The following is a 16,107-nucleotide window of genomic DNA, read 5'->3' on the forward strand; positions in this document are numbered from 1 at the left end:
ACGGTGTGCCGTACGGTCATGGGTGTCCCCCGCACCCGCTGACCGTACGGCACACCAGCAGCATTACCGCCGCCGGATTCCCCCCACTCCCCAGCTCCCCCCGAGTACCACCGGAAGGCCGCCGAACATGCCCGCGTTCAGACGCCGCAAAGGCAGCCTTCCCCGCCTGGTCCCCGAGCTCGATGACGTCACCCTGGGCCGGGTGCGGCGGCGCGTCGAGACCTGCTGGTCCCGTGGTTCACTCGACACCGCTGTCATGGCCCTGATGGCGGAGGTGATCGACGAGGCCGGCCAGGACTGGGACCGCAAGGCCCATCGCCTGGCGGTGCTCGCCTGGTCCGCGGGGCGGTCGCTGCCCGGTATCTGGCGGCAGCACAGCCCCACGAACCACGGCGCGCTGCTGCTCCACGCCTGGTCGGACGTGCTCCAGGCCCGGCAGCAGGACTCCGCCGTCGACCTGCACGCCACCCGCGAGACCTGCCGGCTCGCCGCCGAGCTGCTCCCCGCCGACCCCACGCCGTGGACCCTGCACCTGGCCACACTCCGCCTGGAGCGGCGCCCCTCCACGGAGCTGGCGGCGATCTGGCGCGAGATCAAGGCCCGCGATCCGTGGAACCGCGAGGCGCATCTGCAGGCCCTGGGCTATCTGTCGCCGGACGAGTGCGGCTCCAGCGCCCTGGTGCTGGATCTGCTCGACGGTGTCCGCTCCCTGATGCCGCCCGACGCACCCGCCGCCGGCCTGGAGCTCACCGCGGTGATCCACAGCCACCGGCGGGCGGTCGCCGGCGGCGGTATGGCGTCCCTGGGCGCCGGAGAATTCTGGCGGCGCCCCGACGCCGCCAGGGCACTCGACCACGCCGCCCACTACTGGCCGGGGCCGGGATTCCTCTGCCATGCGAAGGCCCTGGCCGATCTCAATCTGCTGGCCTACGCGCTGGTCAAAGCCGGCCGGACGGCCGACGCCGGGACCGTACTGCGGGCCACCGGAGGCGTGGCGACGGTCTGGCCGTGGAACATGGACGGCGACTCTCTGGAGCGGTTCACACACTTCCACGGCCGCTACGCGAGCGGTGACCCCGACGACGGCCGTTCCACGGGACGTGCCACGTCCTGGGGCCGTTGACGGCCGGGTCCCCGGCCGGGCCGGGGGCCGCGCCCCTGAGGGGCGGGTGGGCGAGGGCGGGAGCACACGTGCGATGACATAGCCGGATCGGGTGGTTTTGTCGCCGCTTGCGGCGTATCGGGAGTGTCCCGTTCCCTTCCCGGGGATTTCCTCCCCGAAGAGGGTTGGGAGATCCGCATGCGCGACACCGTCGGCACAGGCCGCTGTGCGGCAACGGGCGGCTGGCGCGTGCTGGTGTGCGTCGCGCTGCTGGCCTTGCTGCACGCCGCGCTCTGCATCGGCTCCCCCCATGAGCCGGGCCCCGCGGCCCCTGGCTGCCCGCCGCACGCCGACGCACCCGCCGTGCCGGGTCCGGCCGCGCGGCCCTGTTTGTCAGCGGGGCCGGTGGCGGCAGCGACCGCCGACGGCGGAAAGCACCCGGGCAGCGGCTTCCGTCGCCTGTGCGAGGGTTCCGCCTGTCATCTGCGTCATCAGGTCCCCACGGGATCCGGCGGCAAGGCGCTCGGGGACTCCTCCGCCGGGCAGACCGTCACCGCGTCGAAGGACGCTTCTTCCGGGGCTGCCGCCGCAGCCGCCGCCCCCGCATCGCCACCACGCGTGGCCGTTCTGCGCTGCTGAGCCGACCCGGCCGCTTTCGCCTGCCCCACCCCGCGACGGGGCCCTGGGGCGATCGCGGCCTGCCGTCCTCAGCTTCCGGAACGTCCACCGCAGGAGATCTGGCATGCCCCTCGACGTCTTTGCCGCTCTTGGCGCGCTCGTCCGCGCCGAGGCCGTACGCACCCGGCCGCAGCCCGCACCGGCCCACGCCGACGAGACCGCGCCACAGCAGCCGGGCATTCCGGCGCCCACGCCGGCCGAGCCGCGGACGGGCGCCGCGGCGCCGCCGGCGGCGCCGCCCCCCGCCCGGAAGGGTCCGCTCTCCCGGCTGGTCCGGAAGCTGACCGCGCTCTTCGGCTAGGGTCTGTGTGACGTCGTGATCAATCTTGCCGATCCGGATCCGCCTGGAAGGCGGATCCGGTAGGAAGACAAGCGTGACGCAGACAACTCGCCGATGAGCAATGGAAGTTGATCGAGCCGTTCCTGCCGATAGGCGAGTACGGCCCGTACCCCGAGCGGCTCCGAGATCAGTTCGAGGGCGTGATCTGGCGGTTCAAGACAGGCGCGCAGTGGCGGGAGATGCCGGAAAAGTTCGGGCCCTGGTCGACCGTCTACGGACGTTTCCGGGTCTAGCGGAACGCCGGTGTCTTCACCGCCCTGCTGGAGGGCCAGATCACCGAAGCCGCCCGCCAGGGCGAGACAGACTTATCCCTGGTCAGCGTGGACTCCACAACCACCCGTACCCACCACGACGCCGCCGGGATGATCGTCGGCAAAGACGTCATGGAGGCTCTGGAGGAGAGCCCGAGCGGACCGAACGCCGACCAGCAGCACGTGGTGCACGTCGCCACCACTAACGGCATGCGCGGAGAGGTCCACGCCGCTGTCCACTTCGGCTTCGACGACGCCGGACAGATCAAGCGCATCGAGGGATACGCCAACTTCATCCCCGTCCCCGACGGTCAGAACCACTGACACGCCCCTGCGCACCCCGGGACGGGCCGGCTTGAAGGGGACGGTCCGCCCCGGGCTTTCACCTGGCCCGGCGCCTGCTGAGGCACTTACGTCTGCGCGTATCCACCGTCGGCGAAGAACTCTGCACCGTTGACGTAACTAGACGCGTCCGAGGCGAGGAACGTCGTCACCGCGGCGATCTCCTTGGGCTCGGCGAGGCGGCCCAGGGGGACGCCCTCTTCGGCCTGCTTGAGCACTTCGGCCGGGATCAGCTCCAGCAGACCCGGGGTGCGCGTACCGCCCGGCGATACGACGTTGACCCGAAAGCCGCGTGCGCGCGAGCTGAGGGCCCAACCGCGGGCAAGGCTGCGCACGGCAGCCTTCGACGCCGCATAGACCTCAAGCCCGGGGTCGGGCCGCGTCGCGGCGGTCGAGCCGGTCAGGATCACCGAAGCACCGGCATTCAGATGCGGCAGCGCCTGCTGGAAAGTGAAGATCGTTCCCTTGATGTTGGTGGCGAACACGGAGTCGATCACCTCCTCCGTCACCTCGCCGAGCGGAGCTGCGGTGCCGATGCCAGCATTCGCGACCAACACGTCGATACCACCGGCCTGTTCACGTACGGCCTGGTAGAACGCGTCGAGCTCTGCGGGCACCGAGACATCGCACACCACGCCGGTCACGCCGCTGCCGAGTTCGGCGACCGCGGCGTCCAGCGCGTCTTTGCGGCGACCGGTGATGAACACCTGGGCGCCTTCATCACGAAACGCGCGTGCCGTTGCGAAACCAATACCGGCACTGCCTCCGGTGATCACAGCGATCTTGCCTGCCAAGACAGCCATGCCGCCCTCCTCAAGAATTATGGACCGTTGAGTCAATAACCATCCTAGATATGGACCGCCCAGTCAAGAACGGGGCCGGGAGGGGCGGCTCCGCAGCCTGAGCCGAGTACGCTGCAGCGCAGACGGGAGCGCGGTCGGCGGGCTCCTTGCGCGAGAGGCGTGGCGTGTGGCGCGCAGCATGAAGGTGCACCTGACAGGACTCAGGCCCGTAGGGGCTTACCGCGGCTCCAGGTCGGCCGGCGGGTGGCTGCTACTGCGGCGTGAGGGCGGGCAGGAGTCGCGCCAGAGCGGACCGTGCTGCCGCGGTGAGGGTGTCGATGTCCATGCCGGTGCGCCCGAGGGCGATGAGGCCGAGCTGGGCGACGAGAACGGTGCGGGCGGTCTCGGCGGGGTCCGCATCGGGGGCTAGGTCGCCTTCGCGCCGGGCCCGCTCCAGCGCCTCGGTGAGGATGGCGGTGATCGCGTCGTAGCTGCGGCGGGCCTCGGCGGCCACTTCCGGAGTGCTGGTGGCGAGTTCGGCGTTGCTGTTGGCCAGCAGGCACCCTCGACGCGCAACTGCCCCGATGAGGTCGGCGGCCGGGCTGAGCACGAATTCGCGCACCAGGTCGATCCCTCGCGTCGCGGACTCCAGGCGCTCGCGCAGCATCAGCAGGTTCGCATTGTCGTAGTCGCGCAGCACCCGCAGGAACAGGTTGCGCTTGTCTCCGAACGCGCCGTACAGGCTGCCCTTGCCGAGCCCGCTGACGCGCAGCAGGTCCTCCAGGGACGTCGCCGCGTAGCCCTTGTCCCAAAACTCATCGCGGACAGCGAGAAGCACACGATCTTCGTCGAACTTGCGAGGCCGGGCCATGTCCTCATCGTATTAGTTCTGGACTGTACCGGCCATAACGGGTTCGCCCCAGCGGACCCCTTGAACCGCCAGATCACGCCCTCGAACTGATCTCGGAGCCGCTCGGGGTACGGGCCGTACTCGCCTATCGGCAGGAACGGCTCGATCAACTTCCATTGCTCATCGGCGAGTTGTCTGCGCGTCACGCTTGTCTTCCTACCGGATCCGCCTTCCAGGCGGATCCGGATCGGCAAGATTGATCACGACGTCACACAGACCCTAGCCGCGCGGCTCAGCGCACTGGGGGATCTGGGTGCGGATGCGACGGCGTCTGCGAGCCTCCACCGCCTCCCGGACCTGGCGTTTCCGACGTGTGCGGTGACCGCGGCGAGGTCGTCGTCCGTGCGGTCGCGGTCCCCCACCTCGGCCGGGGGAGGTGTGCCACTCCCCGAGGGGGTTCCGCCCGCATGCTCGGCGGATTCCGGAACCTGAGGTCGCAGGGTGATCGGTCGGGTCAGGAGCGCGGCAGCTGCAGAGCTGGCGGCCGCCTCGGCGCCGAGCAGTGCACGGACTCAGAACGACACGGTGAGGGAGATGGCGACGATGTTGACGATGAGGTACAAGCCCGTCGCGAGGGCGAAAATGCGGTTGTTGAAGCGCCGCGCCGCCGGTCGGTTCATGGGATCGGTCAACAGCTTCATGATGTAGGTGGTGTTGGCGACACCGATCAGTACGTAGAGCAGGCTCATGAAGTGGATTTCTTCGACCAGCGTCACGTTCAGGAAGGTGCCCATCGCCTCGTCGACTGCCCGCAAGTTGAGCATGATCGTGAAGAGCGCGGCACCGAGAATCCCGAGCCGTGCGCCCATGGCGACCTCGTTGTCCTGCGACCAGATCAGAAACGAGATCAGGGCGACCAGGAAAGCCACATATACCGGCAGGATCTGCTTGCCGAAACTCGTGAGGTCCTCTCGGGTGAGCTGGAACTTGATCACCAGCTGGGAGTAGCGACTGCTGCCTCCTTGCTCGAGCCGGGGATCGCCGAAGTTCGTCCTGTAGGGCGCGCCCACGACACCGATCCGGAATTGCGTGATCTTGAAGTCGCCGGGATGGATCCTGGGGTTGTACGTGGAGTTCTTCACATCCGCCCGGTAGACGAACCGCGACTCGTCCAGCTTGTTTTCCTCAACCTGGATCCGGACGACCTGTTTGTCGAACGGAAAGTCCGTCAGGTCCAAGGTCTGCCGGAAGGTCCCGGACACTTTGACCTGCGTCCAGTACTCGTTGCCCACCTTCTCGCTGGAAGGCGCGGTCAGCATCGTCCTCGTCGCGTTGGTGAACTCGAGACGCTGGACAGCGGCAAGATCCTTGCGTGGGCATACGCTCCACAGCCACAGGTCCGCGTTCACGGTGCGCCTGACCGGATCCACCGCGTAGAGGTCGGTGACGTAAGCCCCGACGCTGCAACTGGGCACGGCCGCAGCGGCGGGCGTGGCGATGATCAGCGTGCTCAGCACTGCAGCGGCCGCTGCGAGCAGGGCACCCGCTCCCGACCGGAGCCCGGCCAGGAAGCCACGTCGGCCGTCCGCTGGCCCGCCATACGAATGGGGCATACCCGCGAGCCTCCAAGAACACCAGCGGGAGCAGCAGGAACTGCCCCAGGGGAGCGTTTCCACGCGGGACCATAACTCGGCGGACGAGGCAAGATCGCGATCACAGCGGCCCACCCCCGCAGACCGGCTCAGGATGCACCCGTTCGGCCCATACCCAGGGCCGCGGCGCGACGCGGCTGCCGACCGGCGCCGCCACCGGCTCCTGTGGGCCACGCCCGCGCGGCGTGGCCCACAGGAGCGCCAACGGCTCCCGCGGCGCACCATTTGTCCGGCTCTCCAGTGGGCGCCATCCTGGGGACATGGCCCCCGTTGCAGGCCCGGAAACGGTGTCCGGCTGGGTCGTGGAGCGTCCCGGCCCGATGGACTCCGGGCCGCTGGTGTGCGTCCGCCGCCCCGTTCCCGAGCCGGGCCCCGGTGACCTGCTGCTCACGGTGGAGGCCTGCGGGGTCTGCCGTACGGATCTGCACCTGGCGGAGGGCGATCTGCCTCCGCACCGGCCGTCGACCGTGCCGGGCCATGAAATCGTCGGCCGGGTGGCCGCCACCGGTGAGGCGGTGACGGCGTTCCGCGTGGGCGACCGGGCCGGCGGGGCCTGGCTGCGCAGTACCTGCGGTGTCTGCCGGTACTGCCGCGCGGGCCACGAGAACCTGTGTCCGGCATCCCTGTACACCGGCTGGGACGCCGACGGCGGCTTCGCCGATGCCGCGCTGGTCCCCGCGGACTACGCCTACCCGCTCCCGGAGGACCAGGAGGCCACCCTGCTGGCGCCGCTGCTGTGCGCCGGAATCATCGGCTACCGCGCGCTGCGCCGCAGTGCGCTGCCCCCCGGCGGCCGGCTCGGCATCTACGGTTTCGGCGCCTCGGCGCATCTGGCCGCGCAGGTCGCCCTGGCCGAAGGCGCGACCGTCCATGTGCTGACCCGGTCCGCGCAGGCCCGTCAACTCGCCCTCGATCTGGGCGTGTCGTCGGCCGGCGACGCCTACGACAGCCCTCCCGAACCGCTGGACTCGGCGATTCTCTTCGCGCCGGTGGGCGATCTGGTGCCGGTGGCGCTGGCGGCCCTCGACCGTTCGGGCACGCTCGCCGTTGCCGGGATCCATCTCAGCGACATCCCTCCGCTCACCTATCAGCGCCATCTCTTCCTCGAACGGAACCTGCGCAGCGTGACCGCCAACACCCGGCAGGACGGCCGCGAGTTCCTGGCGGCCGCGGCACGGATCGGCATCCGGGTCACCGTCAGCCCCTACCCGTTGAGCCGGGCCCCGCAGGCACTCGCGGACCTGGCCGCCGACCGGGTCCGGGGCGCCGCCGTGCTGACGCCCGGCTGACCGGTGCGACAGCGGCCGCCGACGCCGTCACCCAGGGGCAGGAAGTGCGTAAGCCGAGCCCGGTGCACGGGAGGTGGCTCCCTGCAGGCACTCGCAGCGTTCGCCGTCGTCGTGGGCGACTCCCCCGGTCACGCTCCGTGACGCTCGCGCCGAGTCGCTCGCGCCTCCCTGCGTGCCGCACCATGGAGAGGAGGCCGTGGATGACGACTATCCGGTGAGGCGGTGGCGGGGTGGACGCTCTGGCCCCCGAGGGCGGACACGGCGACCGTGGCTTACGACGACGGCTTCCGGCATACGGAGGCGGTGCAGGCAGTGACCGCACGGGTCCTCGGGGCCACCGGGGCTGAGCTGACCGCCGTCTATGTGCCTGCCGAAGGGGGCGGCGATCTTCAGCTGGCCGAGATGACCGGTGGCTCCGGCGCTCTCTACGGGCTGCCGACGAGCTTCCCGTCGGCGGGCAACTCTCCGGTCGCCGCGTCCTTCCGCACCGGCCTTCCGCTGTGGCTGAGCCCGGCGGAGCTGGCGCAGTACGGCGTCACCGGTCCTCCGGGCAGTCCTGGTGCGGATCCCTGGGACGGTGCCGGTGCGCTGCCGGCCGATGTCTCGCTGGGCGTGCTGCCGCTGGGCGGGGACGCCAAGCGGCTGGGGTGCCTGGTCGTCCTGGACAAGGCCGCCGACGCCTTCGACGCCGACCGCCGCCATCTGCTGGAGCTGCACGCCGACCAGGTGGCCGCGGGGCTGGAGGCCGTCGCGGCCCGGGTCATGGCGCGGACGGAGCGGCGGTCGCTGCTGGGGCCGGGGCTGGACACCCTCCGGGGCGGCGCGTTCACGCTGACGCTGAGTACGGGACGGATCGACGCGGACGCCCAGGTGCTGGAGCTGTTCGGTATCGCTCCGGAGCAGTTCGACCGGCGGGTGGAGACGCTGCTGGCGCGCACCGCACCGGACGACGTTCCGGCGCTGATGTCGATCGTGGAGCCGGGGCGGCTGCCCGGCCCCGGCCAGCAGTTGTCGATCCGTATCCGCCGGCCCAACGGCGAACTGCGGTGGCTGAGCGTGCGCAGCCGGGTGCTGGTCGATGCCGACGGCACCCCGGAGCGCATGCTGGGGGTGGTCGCCGACGCGTCCTATCTGCGCCCCAGTGCGGACGAAGTCTCCATCGTGCAGCGGCTGTCCGCCGCGCTGGCCGGCGCCACGACCATCCGGGACGTCAGCCGGGTGGTGGTCTCCGCCCTGCGGATGCCGCTGGCGGCCACCCGGGTGGCGGTGGCCGAGCTGGACGGCGACCGGTTCGTGGTGTCCGTCCTCGACCCCCCGGAACCCGATGCCTGGCCGGCGGCATGGCGGTCCGAGTGGCGGTCCGAGTGGCCTGACACCTCGTGCCATTCCATGCCCACGCTGGAGAGCGTGCTGCGGGGCGGACATGTGGCCCTGTGGCCTCCGGGCGCCGCACTCGAACCCGATCTGGCGGGCATCGGGCCCGGCGGTCTCGCCGTTCTGCCGCTGCCCGCCGACGGCCGGATCGTCGGGGTGTGCCTGGTCGGATGGGACGAGGAGCACCCGTTCGGGCCGGAGGAGCGGTCCTTGCTCACCGCGACCGCGGGTCTGGTGGGCCAGGCCCTCGTCCGCGCCCATGCGCTGGACGCCGGGCATGAGCTCGCCACGATGCTCCAGCGCAGTCTGCTGCCCCGCAAGCTGCCGTCGTTGCCCGGCGGAGTGGCCGTCGCCCGTTATCTGCCCGCCACGATGGGGCTCGAAGTGGGCGGCGACTGGTACGACGTCATTCCGCTCTCCGACGGCCATGTCGCGCTGGTCATCGGCGATGTGGAGGGCCACAGCGCGGGCGCCGCCACGATCATGGGCCAGATGCGCACGGCCATCCGGGCCTACGCGGTCGAGGGCCATCCGCCCGATGTGGTGGTCTCCCATGCCAACCGGCTGCTGCTCGGTATGGAGACCGATCTCTTCGCGACCTGCTGTTATGTGGATCTGGACATGGAGGAGGGCATCGCCTGGTTCGTCCGGGCCGGACATCTGCCGCCGCTCCTGCGGTTCCCCGACGGCACCACCGAGGAACTGCCGGTCGAGGGCGGGCCTCCGCTGGGGGTGGCCGCGGACGGTGAGTTCCCGCTGACCGAGGTGGGCCTGGTCCCCGGCACTGTGCTGGCGCTGCTCACGGACGGGCTGGCGGAGTCGGCCGCGCTCCCTCTGGAGGACGGTCTGCGCCGGGTGCGCGAGCTGCTCGCCGCGGCCGACCCGGCCGATGCCGGGCAGCTGGCCGATGAGCTGCTCGGGGAAGCGAAGCGGCGCGATGACGATGTGGCGGTGCTGGTGCTGCGTTACGACGGGATGCGCGTCCGGCCGGTCCGGGTGCGCTGGACGGTGTGGCGGCTGCCCGACGCCGTCCTGCACGCCCGCCGCTTCACCGCGCGCACCCTGCGCTCCTGGCAGGTGACCGAGGAGGTGGACGTGGCCCTGCTGGTGGTGTCCGAGCTGGTCACCAACGCCATTGCGCATACGCAGGGGGAGGTGCGGCTGGATCTGACGCTGGCCGCGGACCGGCTGCGGATCGCGGTGAACGACGGCTCGCCCCGCGCGCCTGTCAAACCGGCCAGCGTGGACTGGGAGGCGACCGGCGGCCGGGGGCTGCTGCTCGTTGAGGCGATGTCGGCGTCCTGGGGCTCGGTGCCGCTCAGCGGCGGCAAGCAGGTGTGGAGCGAGATCACCCTGCAGCCGGGCGAGCAGCTGTCCACGGCGGCGGCACCGGCCGCGGCGGACGGCCGGCCAGAGGGTGAGGAGGTGCCCTGACATGCGTGCGCGTCGGCGTGGAGCTGCCGTTGTCCTGGCCGGGCTGTGCCTGGTGGCCGGGCCGGCCGCCTGTGGGGAGGCCGGCGGAGTGCATGCGCCGGGCGGGCCGGCCTCCGGGGGCGCGGTGAAGATCGGTGTGCTGCTCCCGGACAACACCTCGCGCTTCTACAAGTTCGACAAGCCCCTGATCGAGAAGCGGATCCATCAGCTGTGCGCGGAGTGCACGGTGGAGACCGTCAGCGCGCAGCACGATGTGGCCACCCAGCAGCAGCAGATGGACGCGATGATCACCAAGCGGGCCCGTGTGCTGATCCTGGACGCGGTCGACTCCAAGTCGCTGCGGGCGTCGGTCGACACCGCGCGGGAGGCGGGCATCCCTGTCGTGGCCTACGACCGTCTCGTGGAGGGGCCGGTCTCCTCGTATGTCTCGTTCGACGGCGCGCAGGTCGGCAGGCTGCAGGGCGAGGCGTTGCTGAAGGCGCTGGGCGGCAAGGCGCGCAGCAGCCAGATCGTCATGATGAACGGCGCTTCGACGGACCCCAACTCCGCCTGGTTCAAGCGGGGCGCGCTGGACGCGCTCCAGGGCAAGGTGAAGATCGGGAAGGCCTACGACACCGCGGGCTGGCGCCCGGAGAACGCCAACCTCGACATGTCCGCCGCCATCTCGGCCCTCGGCGCCGGTCACATCGACGGCGTCTACTCCGCGAATGACGGTCTCGCCGCCGGCGTCATCGCCGCCCTGCGGGCCGCCAAGATCGATCCGCTGCCGCCCGTCACCGGCCAGGACGCCGAACTCGCCGCCATCCAGCGCATCGTCAAGGGCGATCAGTACATGACCGTCTACAAACCCTTCGTGCCCGAGGCCGACACCGCCGCCGCCATGGCCGTCGCGCTGGGCCGCGGCAAGAAGCTGGACGGCATCGCGACGCACCGGATCGACAGCCCCACCAACCGCGGCATCCCGGCCGTTTTTCTCACCCCGGTCTCCGTGACGGTGCACCACATCAAGAACACCGTGGTCAAGGACGGGATGTACACGATCGATCAGATCTGCACCCCCAAGTTCGAGTCCGCCTGCAAGAAGGCGGGGCTCACCGGATAAGGCAGGTACTCATGGAGTCCGGCGCAACTCTGCGGCGACCGGTGCCGGCACCGCCCCTGCTGGCGCTGCGCGGAATCTTCAAGCGGTACGGCGCCGTGCAGGCACTGGCGGATGTCGCGCTGGAGATACGTGCCGGCCAGGTCGTCGCGCTGGTGGGCGACAACGGCGCGGGCAAGTCCACGCTGATCAAGGTGATCGCGGGTGTCGACCCCGCCGACGAGGGCGTGGTCGAGTGGGACGGCCGGCCCGTCCAGATCACCCGCCCCCACGAAGCCCAGCACCTGGGCATCGCCACCGTGTACCAGGATCTCGCGCTGTGCGACAACCTCGATGTGGTCGGCAATCTCTTTCTCGGCCGCGAGATCCACCGGTCCGGTGTCCTGGACGAGGTGGAGATGGAGCGCCTCACCCTGGAGCTGCTCGACACCCTGTCCATCCGGATGCCGAATGTGCGCCTGCCGGTCGCCTCGCTCTCCGGAGGCCAGCGGCAGACCGTCGCGATCTCCCGCTCGCTCCTCGGGGCGCCCCGGCTCGTCCTGCTCGACGAGCCCACCGCGGCCCTGGGCATCGAACAGACCGCCCAGGTCCTCGATCTGGTGGAGCGGCTGCGCGAACGCGGTCTCGGCGTGCTGCTGATCAGCCACAACATGGGCGACGTCAAGGCTGTCGCGGACTGGATCGCCGTCCTGCGACTCGGCCGGAACAACGGGTTCTTCGATGTGACGACCACGTCCCACGAACAGATCATCTCCTCGATCACCGGCGCCACGGACAATGCCGTGACCCGCCGCGCGGCACCCGGGTGGGAGGGGGAGCCGTGAGCAGGACATGGGCGTTCGGACGGCACAAGCCGGCCGGCGCGGACGGTGGCACCGCCGGGGCCGTGACGGCCGCCGACCGCCGCCGGCTCACATCCGAGCTCGGCGCGCAGAACCCGCTCGACATGCTCAGGCGCAGATTCCACAACGGCGAGCTCGGCTCGGTCCCGGTCGCCCTCGGCCTGATCGTGGTGTGGATCATCTTCGAGAGCCTCAACAACGCCTTCCTCTCGCCGCGCAATCTGTCCAATCTGAGCGTGGACATCGTCGGTACCGGCATGATCGCGGTGGGCGTCGTCTTCGTGCTGCTGCTGGGCGAGATCGACCTCTCGGTCGGCTCGGTGAGCGGTCTGGCGGCGGCCGTCTTCGCGGTGCTGAGCGTGAACCACGGGGTGCCGGAGGGGCTCGCGCTGCTGCTCGCGGTGCTCGGGGGCACGCTGATCGGGGCCGTACAGGGATTCTTCCTCGCCAAGGTCGGGGTACCGGCCTTCGTGGTCACGCTGGCGGGCCTGCTGGGCTGGAACGGCCTGATGCTCTACATCCTGGGCGCCAGCGGCACGGTCAACATCGACGAAAAGGGCCTGGTCGCGATGCTGACCGGCTTCTACTTCAGCCATGTGGCCGCCGCGTACGGCCTGGCGGCGCTCGGTAGTGCCGGGTACTTCCTCGCCTCGTACCACGATGTGCGGCGGCGCCGGGCCGCCGGAGTGCCCTGCCGGCCGCTGAGCGAGATCCTCCTGCGCACGGGCGTGCTGGCGGTGATCGCCCTGGCCGCGGCCTATGTGCTCAACCAGTTCCTGGGGCTCCCCCTGGCTCTGCTGATCTTCCTCGTCGTGCTCGTGGGCCTCGACTTCGTTCTGCGCCGTACGCGCTACGGACGCATGATCTTCGCCCTCGGCGGCAGCGTCGAGGCCGCCCGCCGTACCGGAGTCAATGTGGATCTGGTCCGGATCTCGGTCTTCATGATCTCCGGGACGATGGCCGCGATCGGCGGCCTGTTCCTGGCCTCGCGCGTCACCTCGGCCAGTCAGACATCGGGGTCGGGCAATCTGCTGATGGATGCCATCGCCGCCGCGGTCATCGGCGGCACCAGTCTGTTCGGCGGGCGGGGCCGGACCTGGTCGGCCCTGCTCGGTGTCCTGGTGATCCAGTCGATCGCCTCGGGGGTGGCCCTCATGGGCATCCAGACAGCCGTGCAGTTCATGATCACGGGCGGTGTGCTGCTCGTCGCCGTGGTCATCGACTCGCTGTCGAGGCGGGCGCAGAAGGCACATGGACGGGTCTGACCGGCGGGCGGACCGGCGGGCGGCCCGACGGCCGGTCCGACGGGCGGTCCGACGCACGGCGGCCGGGCGGGCGTTTGGGCCGCGGTACGTCACGGAACACCTGAGCCGATGTCCGCGATCCTGCACGCCCTGTCCATCGCCGGAGCCATGACCTGGGAGATCACCTGGGCACTGGTCCTGGGGTTCGCGCTGTCCGCGGTCGTCCGGGCCGTGGTGCGCAAGTCCACGGTCGCCGGCCTGCTCGGCGACGGCCGTCCCCGCACCCTGGCCATGGCTTCCGCGCTGGGCGCCGCGTCCTCCTCCTGCTCGTATGCCGCGGTCGCCCTGGCCCGGTCCCTGTTCCGCAAGGGGGCGGACTTCACGGCCGCGATGGCGTTCGAGATCGCCTCCACCAACCTGGTGGTGGAACTCGGCGTCATCCTGGCCCTGTTGATGGGGTGGCAGTTCACGGCCGCCGAGTTCCTCGGCGGACCGGTCATGATCGTGGTACTGGCCGTGCTGTTCCGCCTCTTCCTGCGTGACCAGCTGCTGCGCGAGGCCCGCGAGCAGGCCGAACGGGGCCTGGCCGGCTCCATGGAGGGCCATGCCGCGATGGATATGTCCGTTCATCGCGAGGGGTCCTTCGCCCGGCGGTTGTTTTCCGCCGAGGGCTACACCGCGACCTCGCACGTCTTCGTCATGGAGTGGGCCGCGATCATCAAGGACCTGGTGACCGGCCTGCTGATCGCCGGGGCCATCGCCGCCTGGGTCCCCGACAGCTTCTGGCAGGCCTTCTTCTTCGACGGACACCCGCTGGCCGCGAAGCTGTGGGGGCCGCTGATCGGACCGCTGGTGGCGATCGCCTCGTTCGTCTGCTCCCTCGGCAATGTGCCGCTGGCGGTGGTCCTGTGGAAGGGCGGTATCAGCTTCGGCGGGGTCGTCGCCTTCCTCTTCTCCGACCTGCTGATCCTGCCGATCCTGAACATCTACCGGAAGTACTACGGCGCCAGGATGGCCCTGTTCCTGCTGGTCACCTTCTACACAGCAGTCGTCGTCGCGGGCTGTGCCGTCGAATTCGCCTTCGGCCGACTGGGGCTGATCCCCCGCCAGGCCGACGCGAAGATCCCCATGTCCGGGGTCTCCTGGGACTACACCACCTGGCTCAACATCGTCTTCCTCCTCCTTGCCGCCGCGCTGGTCCACCGTTTCCTGCGCACCGGGGGCCGGGCCATGCTCCGCATGATGGGCGGCGCCCCGCACGAGGGGCCGGGCACGCGCACCGCGCACGACGGCAGCGGGCACGCCCCGCACTGACCCGGCGTCGGCGGGTTGGGGCCGAGTGGCTCATGCCGGAGCGGGCGAGGTCGAGCACCCTTGAGGTGTGGGCGCGAAGGTGCCGAGCGCGCCAGGAACGGAGCGAGGCCATGAAGGATCTCATCACGGCCGGTGTGGACGGTACGCCCGAGTCCTTGTCCGCGGTCCTGTGGGCGGCGCAGGAAGCGCGGCTGCGCCGTGCGCGCCTGCGGCTGCTGCACGCCTGGGTGCTGCTTGCGCCGGAGCCGGAGCCGCATCCCCTCGCGGACGGGGACCAGAACTACTGGCCCCACTGGATGTTGGACGAGGCCGCCACAGCGGTGCGCACCCGCTTCCCGGACCTTCCGGTGGACGAGGCCCTGGTGTCCAAAGATCCGCTGGACGCCCTGCAGGAAGCCGCGGGAGAGTCGGATCTGCTGGTCCTGGGCTCACGGGACCTGGGCCCGGTGGCCCGTTTCGCCCTCGGCGAGCTCGGTCTGAAGCTGGTGGCGCACACCGCCTCTCCCACGGTTTTGGTGCGCGCCCGGCAGGATGCCTCGGCGGTCGAGAAGGACGGGGAGGTGATGGTGGCGCTGAGCCTGCACGAGCCGTGCGAGGCACTGCTCGCCTTCGCCTTCGACAGCGCCGCACGGCGGGGTGTCACCCTGCGTGCCGTGCACGGCAGGCACCTGCCCTCGTACGCGTACAACCGGGGCGGTGGTGTGGAGCCGGTCGCCGCCGAGGAAGCGGAGCGGGACGCGCGGCAGGAGCTGGCCGCGGCCCTGCAGCCGTGGCGGGAGAAGCATCCGGACGTGCAGGTGGACGAGCGGGTGGTGATGGAGAGTCCGGCACCGGCCCTGTTGCACAGCGCGGCGGACGCGGGGCTGCTCATCGTCGGCCGACGGCACCGGCACCGGTTGCCGGCGCCGCGTATCGGCCATGTCGTCCAGGCGGTCGTCCACCACGCTCCGTGTCCGGTGGCCGTGGTGCCGCACGAGTGACCACGGGGACGGGCCGGACAGCGGGCGCCCGTGGTCCGCGAGGACGTCCGGCCGGCGCCCAGGACGTCCCGCGGGAGAAGGCGGATGATGACGGTGAGGGCCCGTCCGGCGGGGACCGGCCGGCGCGGGGGACGACGGGCCGTTCGCGGTCCGGGGCGGCAGTCCCGGCAGGAAGGCAGTGGTGAGCCATGGCAACGACAGTCGAATGGCCCGTGCGTCTGTACCTCTTCGAGGAGGACGGCACGACCAGGGCACGTGTGGTGCTCCGGACCGGAACCACCACCCTCACCGGGCACGGCACGGCCCGGTGCAGCCCCGAGGACAGGGACGTACCGGAGATCGGGGACGAGATCGCGGCCGGGCGGGCGATGAAGGATCTCGCCGGGCAATTGCAGCGGGTGGCGGACGGTGACCTCCAAGGCGTCGGCGCCGCGCCGCCCCGGCACGAGCATCGCGCCGCCTACGGCTGGACGAGTGCGATGGCGTGAATCCGGTGCGGGCGCCGGCCCCGGCCGGCCGGCGGTACGGCCGCCC

14 protein-coding genes and 2 pseudogenes are annotated in these 16,107 nt (G+C 70.8%); 12 read left to right on the forward strand and 4 right to left on the reverse strand.

Features of this window, described 5'->3' with window-relative positions; translation table 11 throughout:
* Positions 1-127 precede the first annotated feature (127 nt).
* The 4 genes and pseudogenes from ACWGJY_RS24600 to ACWGJY_RS24615 all read left to right on the forward strand — a co-directional run.
* Positions 128-1,123, forward strand: a complete 996-nt coding sequence (locus tag ACWGJY_RS24600) for a hypothetical protein (protein ID WP_453262999.1) — start codon at positions 128-130, stop codon at positions 1,121-1,123.
* A 177-nt stretch (positions 1,124-1,300) separates the two neighbouring features.
* Positions 1,301-1,741, forward strand: coding sequence for a hypothetical protein (locus ACWGJY_RS24605; RefSeq protein ID WP_453263000.1), 441 nt, complete (start codon positions 1,301-1,303; stop codon positions 1,739-1,741).
* Between the two features lie 103 nt (positions 1,742-1,844).
* Positions 1,845-2,081, forward strand: a complete 237-nt coding sequence (locus tag ACWGJY_RS24610) for a hypothetical protein (RefSeq protein ID WP_453263001.1) — start codon at positions 1,845-1,847, stop codon at positions 2,079-2,081.
* A gap of 77 nt (positions 2,082-2,158) precedes the next feature.
* A pseudogene (locus ACWGJY_RS24615) lies at positions 2,159-2,524 on the forward strand (transposase); the annotation flags it as partial.
* Between the two features lie 257 nt (positions 2,525-2,781).
* On the opposite strand, the gene ACWGJY_RS24620 reads toward ACWGJY_RS24615, so the two are convergent.
* The 4 genes and pseudogenes from ACWGJY_RS24620 to ACWGJY_RS24635 all read right to left on the reverse strand — a co-directional run bounded on the left by ACWGJY_RS24620 (position 2,782) and on the right by ACWGJY_RS24635 (position 5,958).
* Positions 2,782-3,516 (reverse strand): SDR family NAD(P)-dependent oxidoreductase, encoded by a 735-nt coding sequence (locus ACWGJY_RS24620; RefSeq protein WP_453263002.1) that lies wholly within the window; start codon positions 3,514-3,516, stop codon positions 2,782-2,784.
* A 250-nt stretch (positions 3,517-3,766) separates the two neighbouring features.
* Complete coding sequence (locus ACWGJY_RS24625; RefSeq protein ID WP_453263003.1) at positions 3,767-4,366, reverse strand: TetR/AcrR family transcriptional regulator; 600 nt, start codon at positions 4,364-4,366, stop codon at positions 3,767-3,769.
* 53 nt (positions 4,367-4,419) lie between these two features.
* Positions 4,420-4,551: pseudogene (locus tag ACWGJY_RS24630) on the reverse strand (IS5 family transposase); the annotation flags it as partial.
* 366 nt (positions 4,552-4,917) lie between these two features.
* On the reverse strand, positions 4,918-5,958 hold the full coding sequence (locus ACWGJY_RS24635) for a hypothetical protein (protein ID WP_453263004.1): 1,041 nt from the start codon (positions 5,956-5,958) through the stop codon (positions 4,918-4,920).
* A 299-nt stretch (positions 5,959-6,257) separates the two neighbouring features.
* Between ACWGJY_RS24635 and ACWGJY_RS24640 the strand changes: the two genes are divergently transcribed.
* The 8 genes from ACWGJY_RS24640 (at position 6,258) to ACWGJY_RS24675 (ending at position 16,061) form a co-directional block, all read left to right on the forward strand.
* Positions 6,258-7,286, forward strand: coding sequence for a zinc-dependent alcohol dehydrogenase family protein (locus ACWGJY_RS24640; protein WP_453263005.1), 1,029 nt, complete (start codon positions 6,258-6,260; stop codon positions 7,284-7,286).
* Positions 7,287-7,688: 402 nt separating this feature from the next.
* Positions 7,689-10,094, forward strand: a complete 2,406-nt coding sequence (locus ACWGJY_RS24645) for a SpoIIE family protein phosphatase (protein ID WP_453263042.1) — start codon at positions 7,689-7,691, stop codon at positions 10,092-10,094.
* A gap of 1 nt (position 10,095) precedes the next feature.
* A complete protein-coding gene (locus ACWGJY_RS24650) occupies positions 10,096-11,196 on the forward strand; it encodes a substrate-binding domain-containing protein (protein WP_453263006.1) in 1,101 nt (366 codons plus the stop codon).
* Positions 11,197-11,207: 11 nt separating this feature from the next.
* Positions 11,208-12,017 (forward strand): ATP-binding cassette domain-containing protein, encoded by an 810-nt coding sequence (locus ACWGJY_RS24655; protein ID WP_453263007.1) that lies wholly within the window; start codon positions 11,208-11,210, stop codon positions 12,015-12,017.
* 122 nt (positions 12,018-12,139) lie between these two features.
* Positions 12,140-13,300 carry a sugar ABC transporter permease gene (locus ACWGJY_RS24660; RefSeq protein ID WP_453263043.1) on the forward strand — a complete coding sequence of 387 codons (1,161 nt, stop codon included), beginning with the start codon at positions 12,140-12,142 and terminating at the stop codon, positions 13,298-13,300.
* A 108-nt stretch (positions 13,301-13,408) separates the two neighbouring features.
* Entirely contained in the window at positions 13,409-14,593 is a 1,185-nt protein-coding gene (locus tag ACWGJY_RS24665) for a permease (RefSeq protein WP_453263008.1), read from the forward strand.
* A 110-nt stretch (positions 14,594-14,703) separates the two neighbouring features.
* On the forward strand, positions 14,704-15,573 hold the full coding sequence (locus ACWGJY_RS24670; RefSeq protein WP_453263009.1) for a universal stress protein: 870 nt from the start codon (positions 14,704-14,706) through the stop codon (positions 15,571-15,573).
* 188 nt (positions 15,574-15,761) lie between these two features.
* On the forward strand, positions 15,762-16,061 hold the full coding sequence (locus tag ACWGJY_RS24675; RefSeq protein ID WP_453263010.1) for a dsRBD fold-containing protein: 300 nt from the start codon (positions 15,762-15,764) through the stop codon (positions 16,059-16,061).
* Positions 16,062-16,107: the final 46 nt, after the last annotated feature.

Source organism: Streptomyces sp. NPDC054765 (assembly GCF_053612065.1).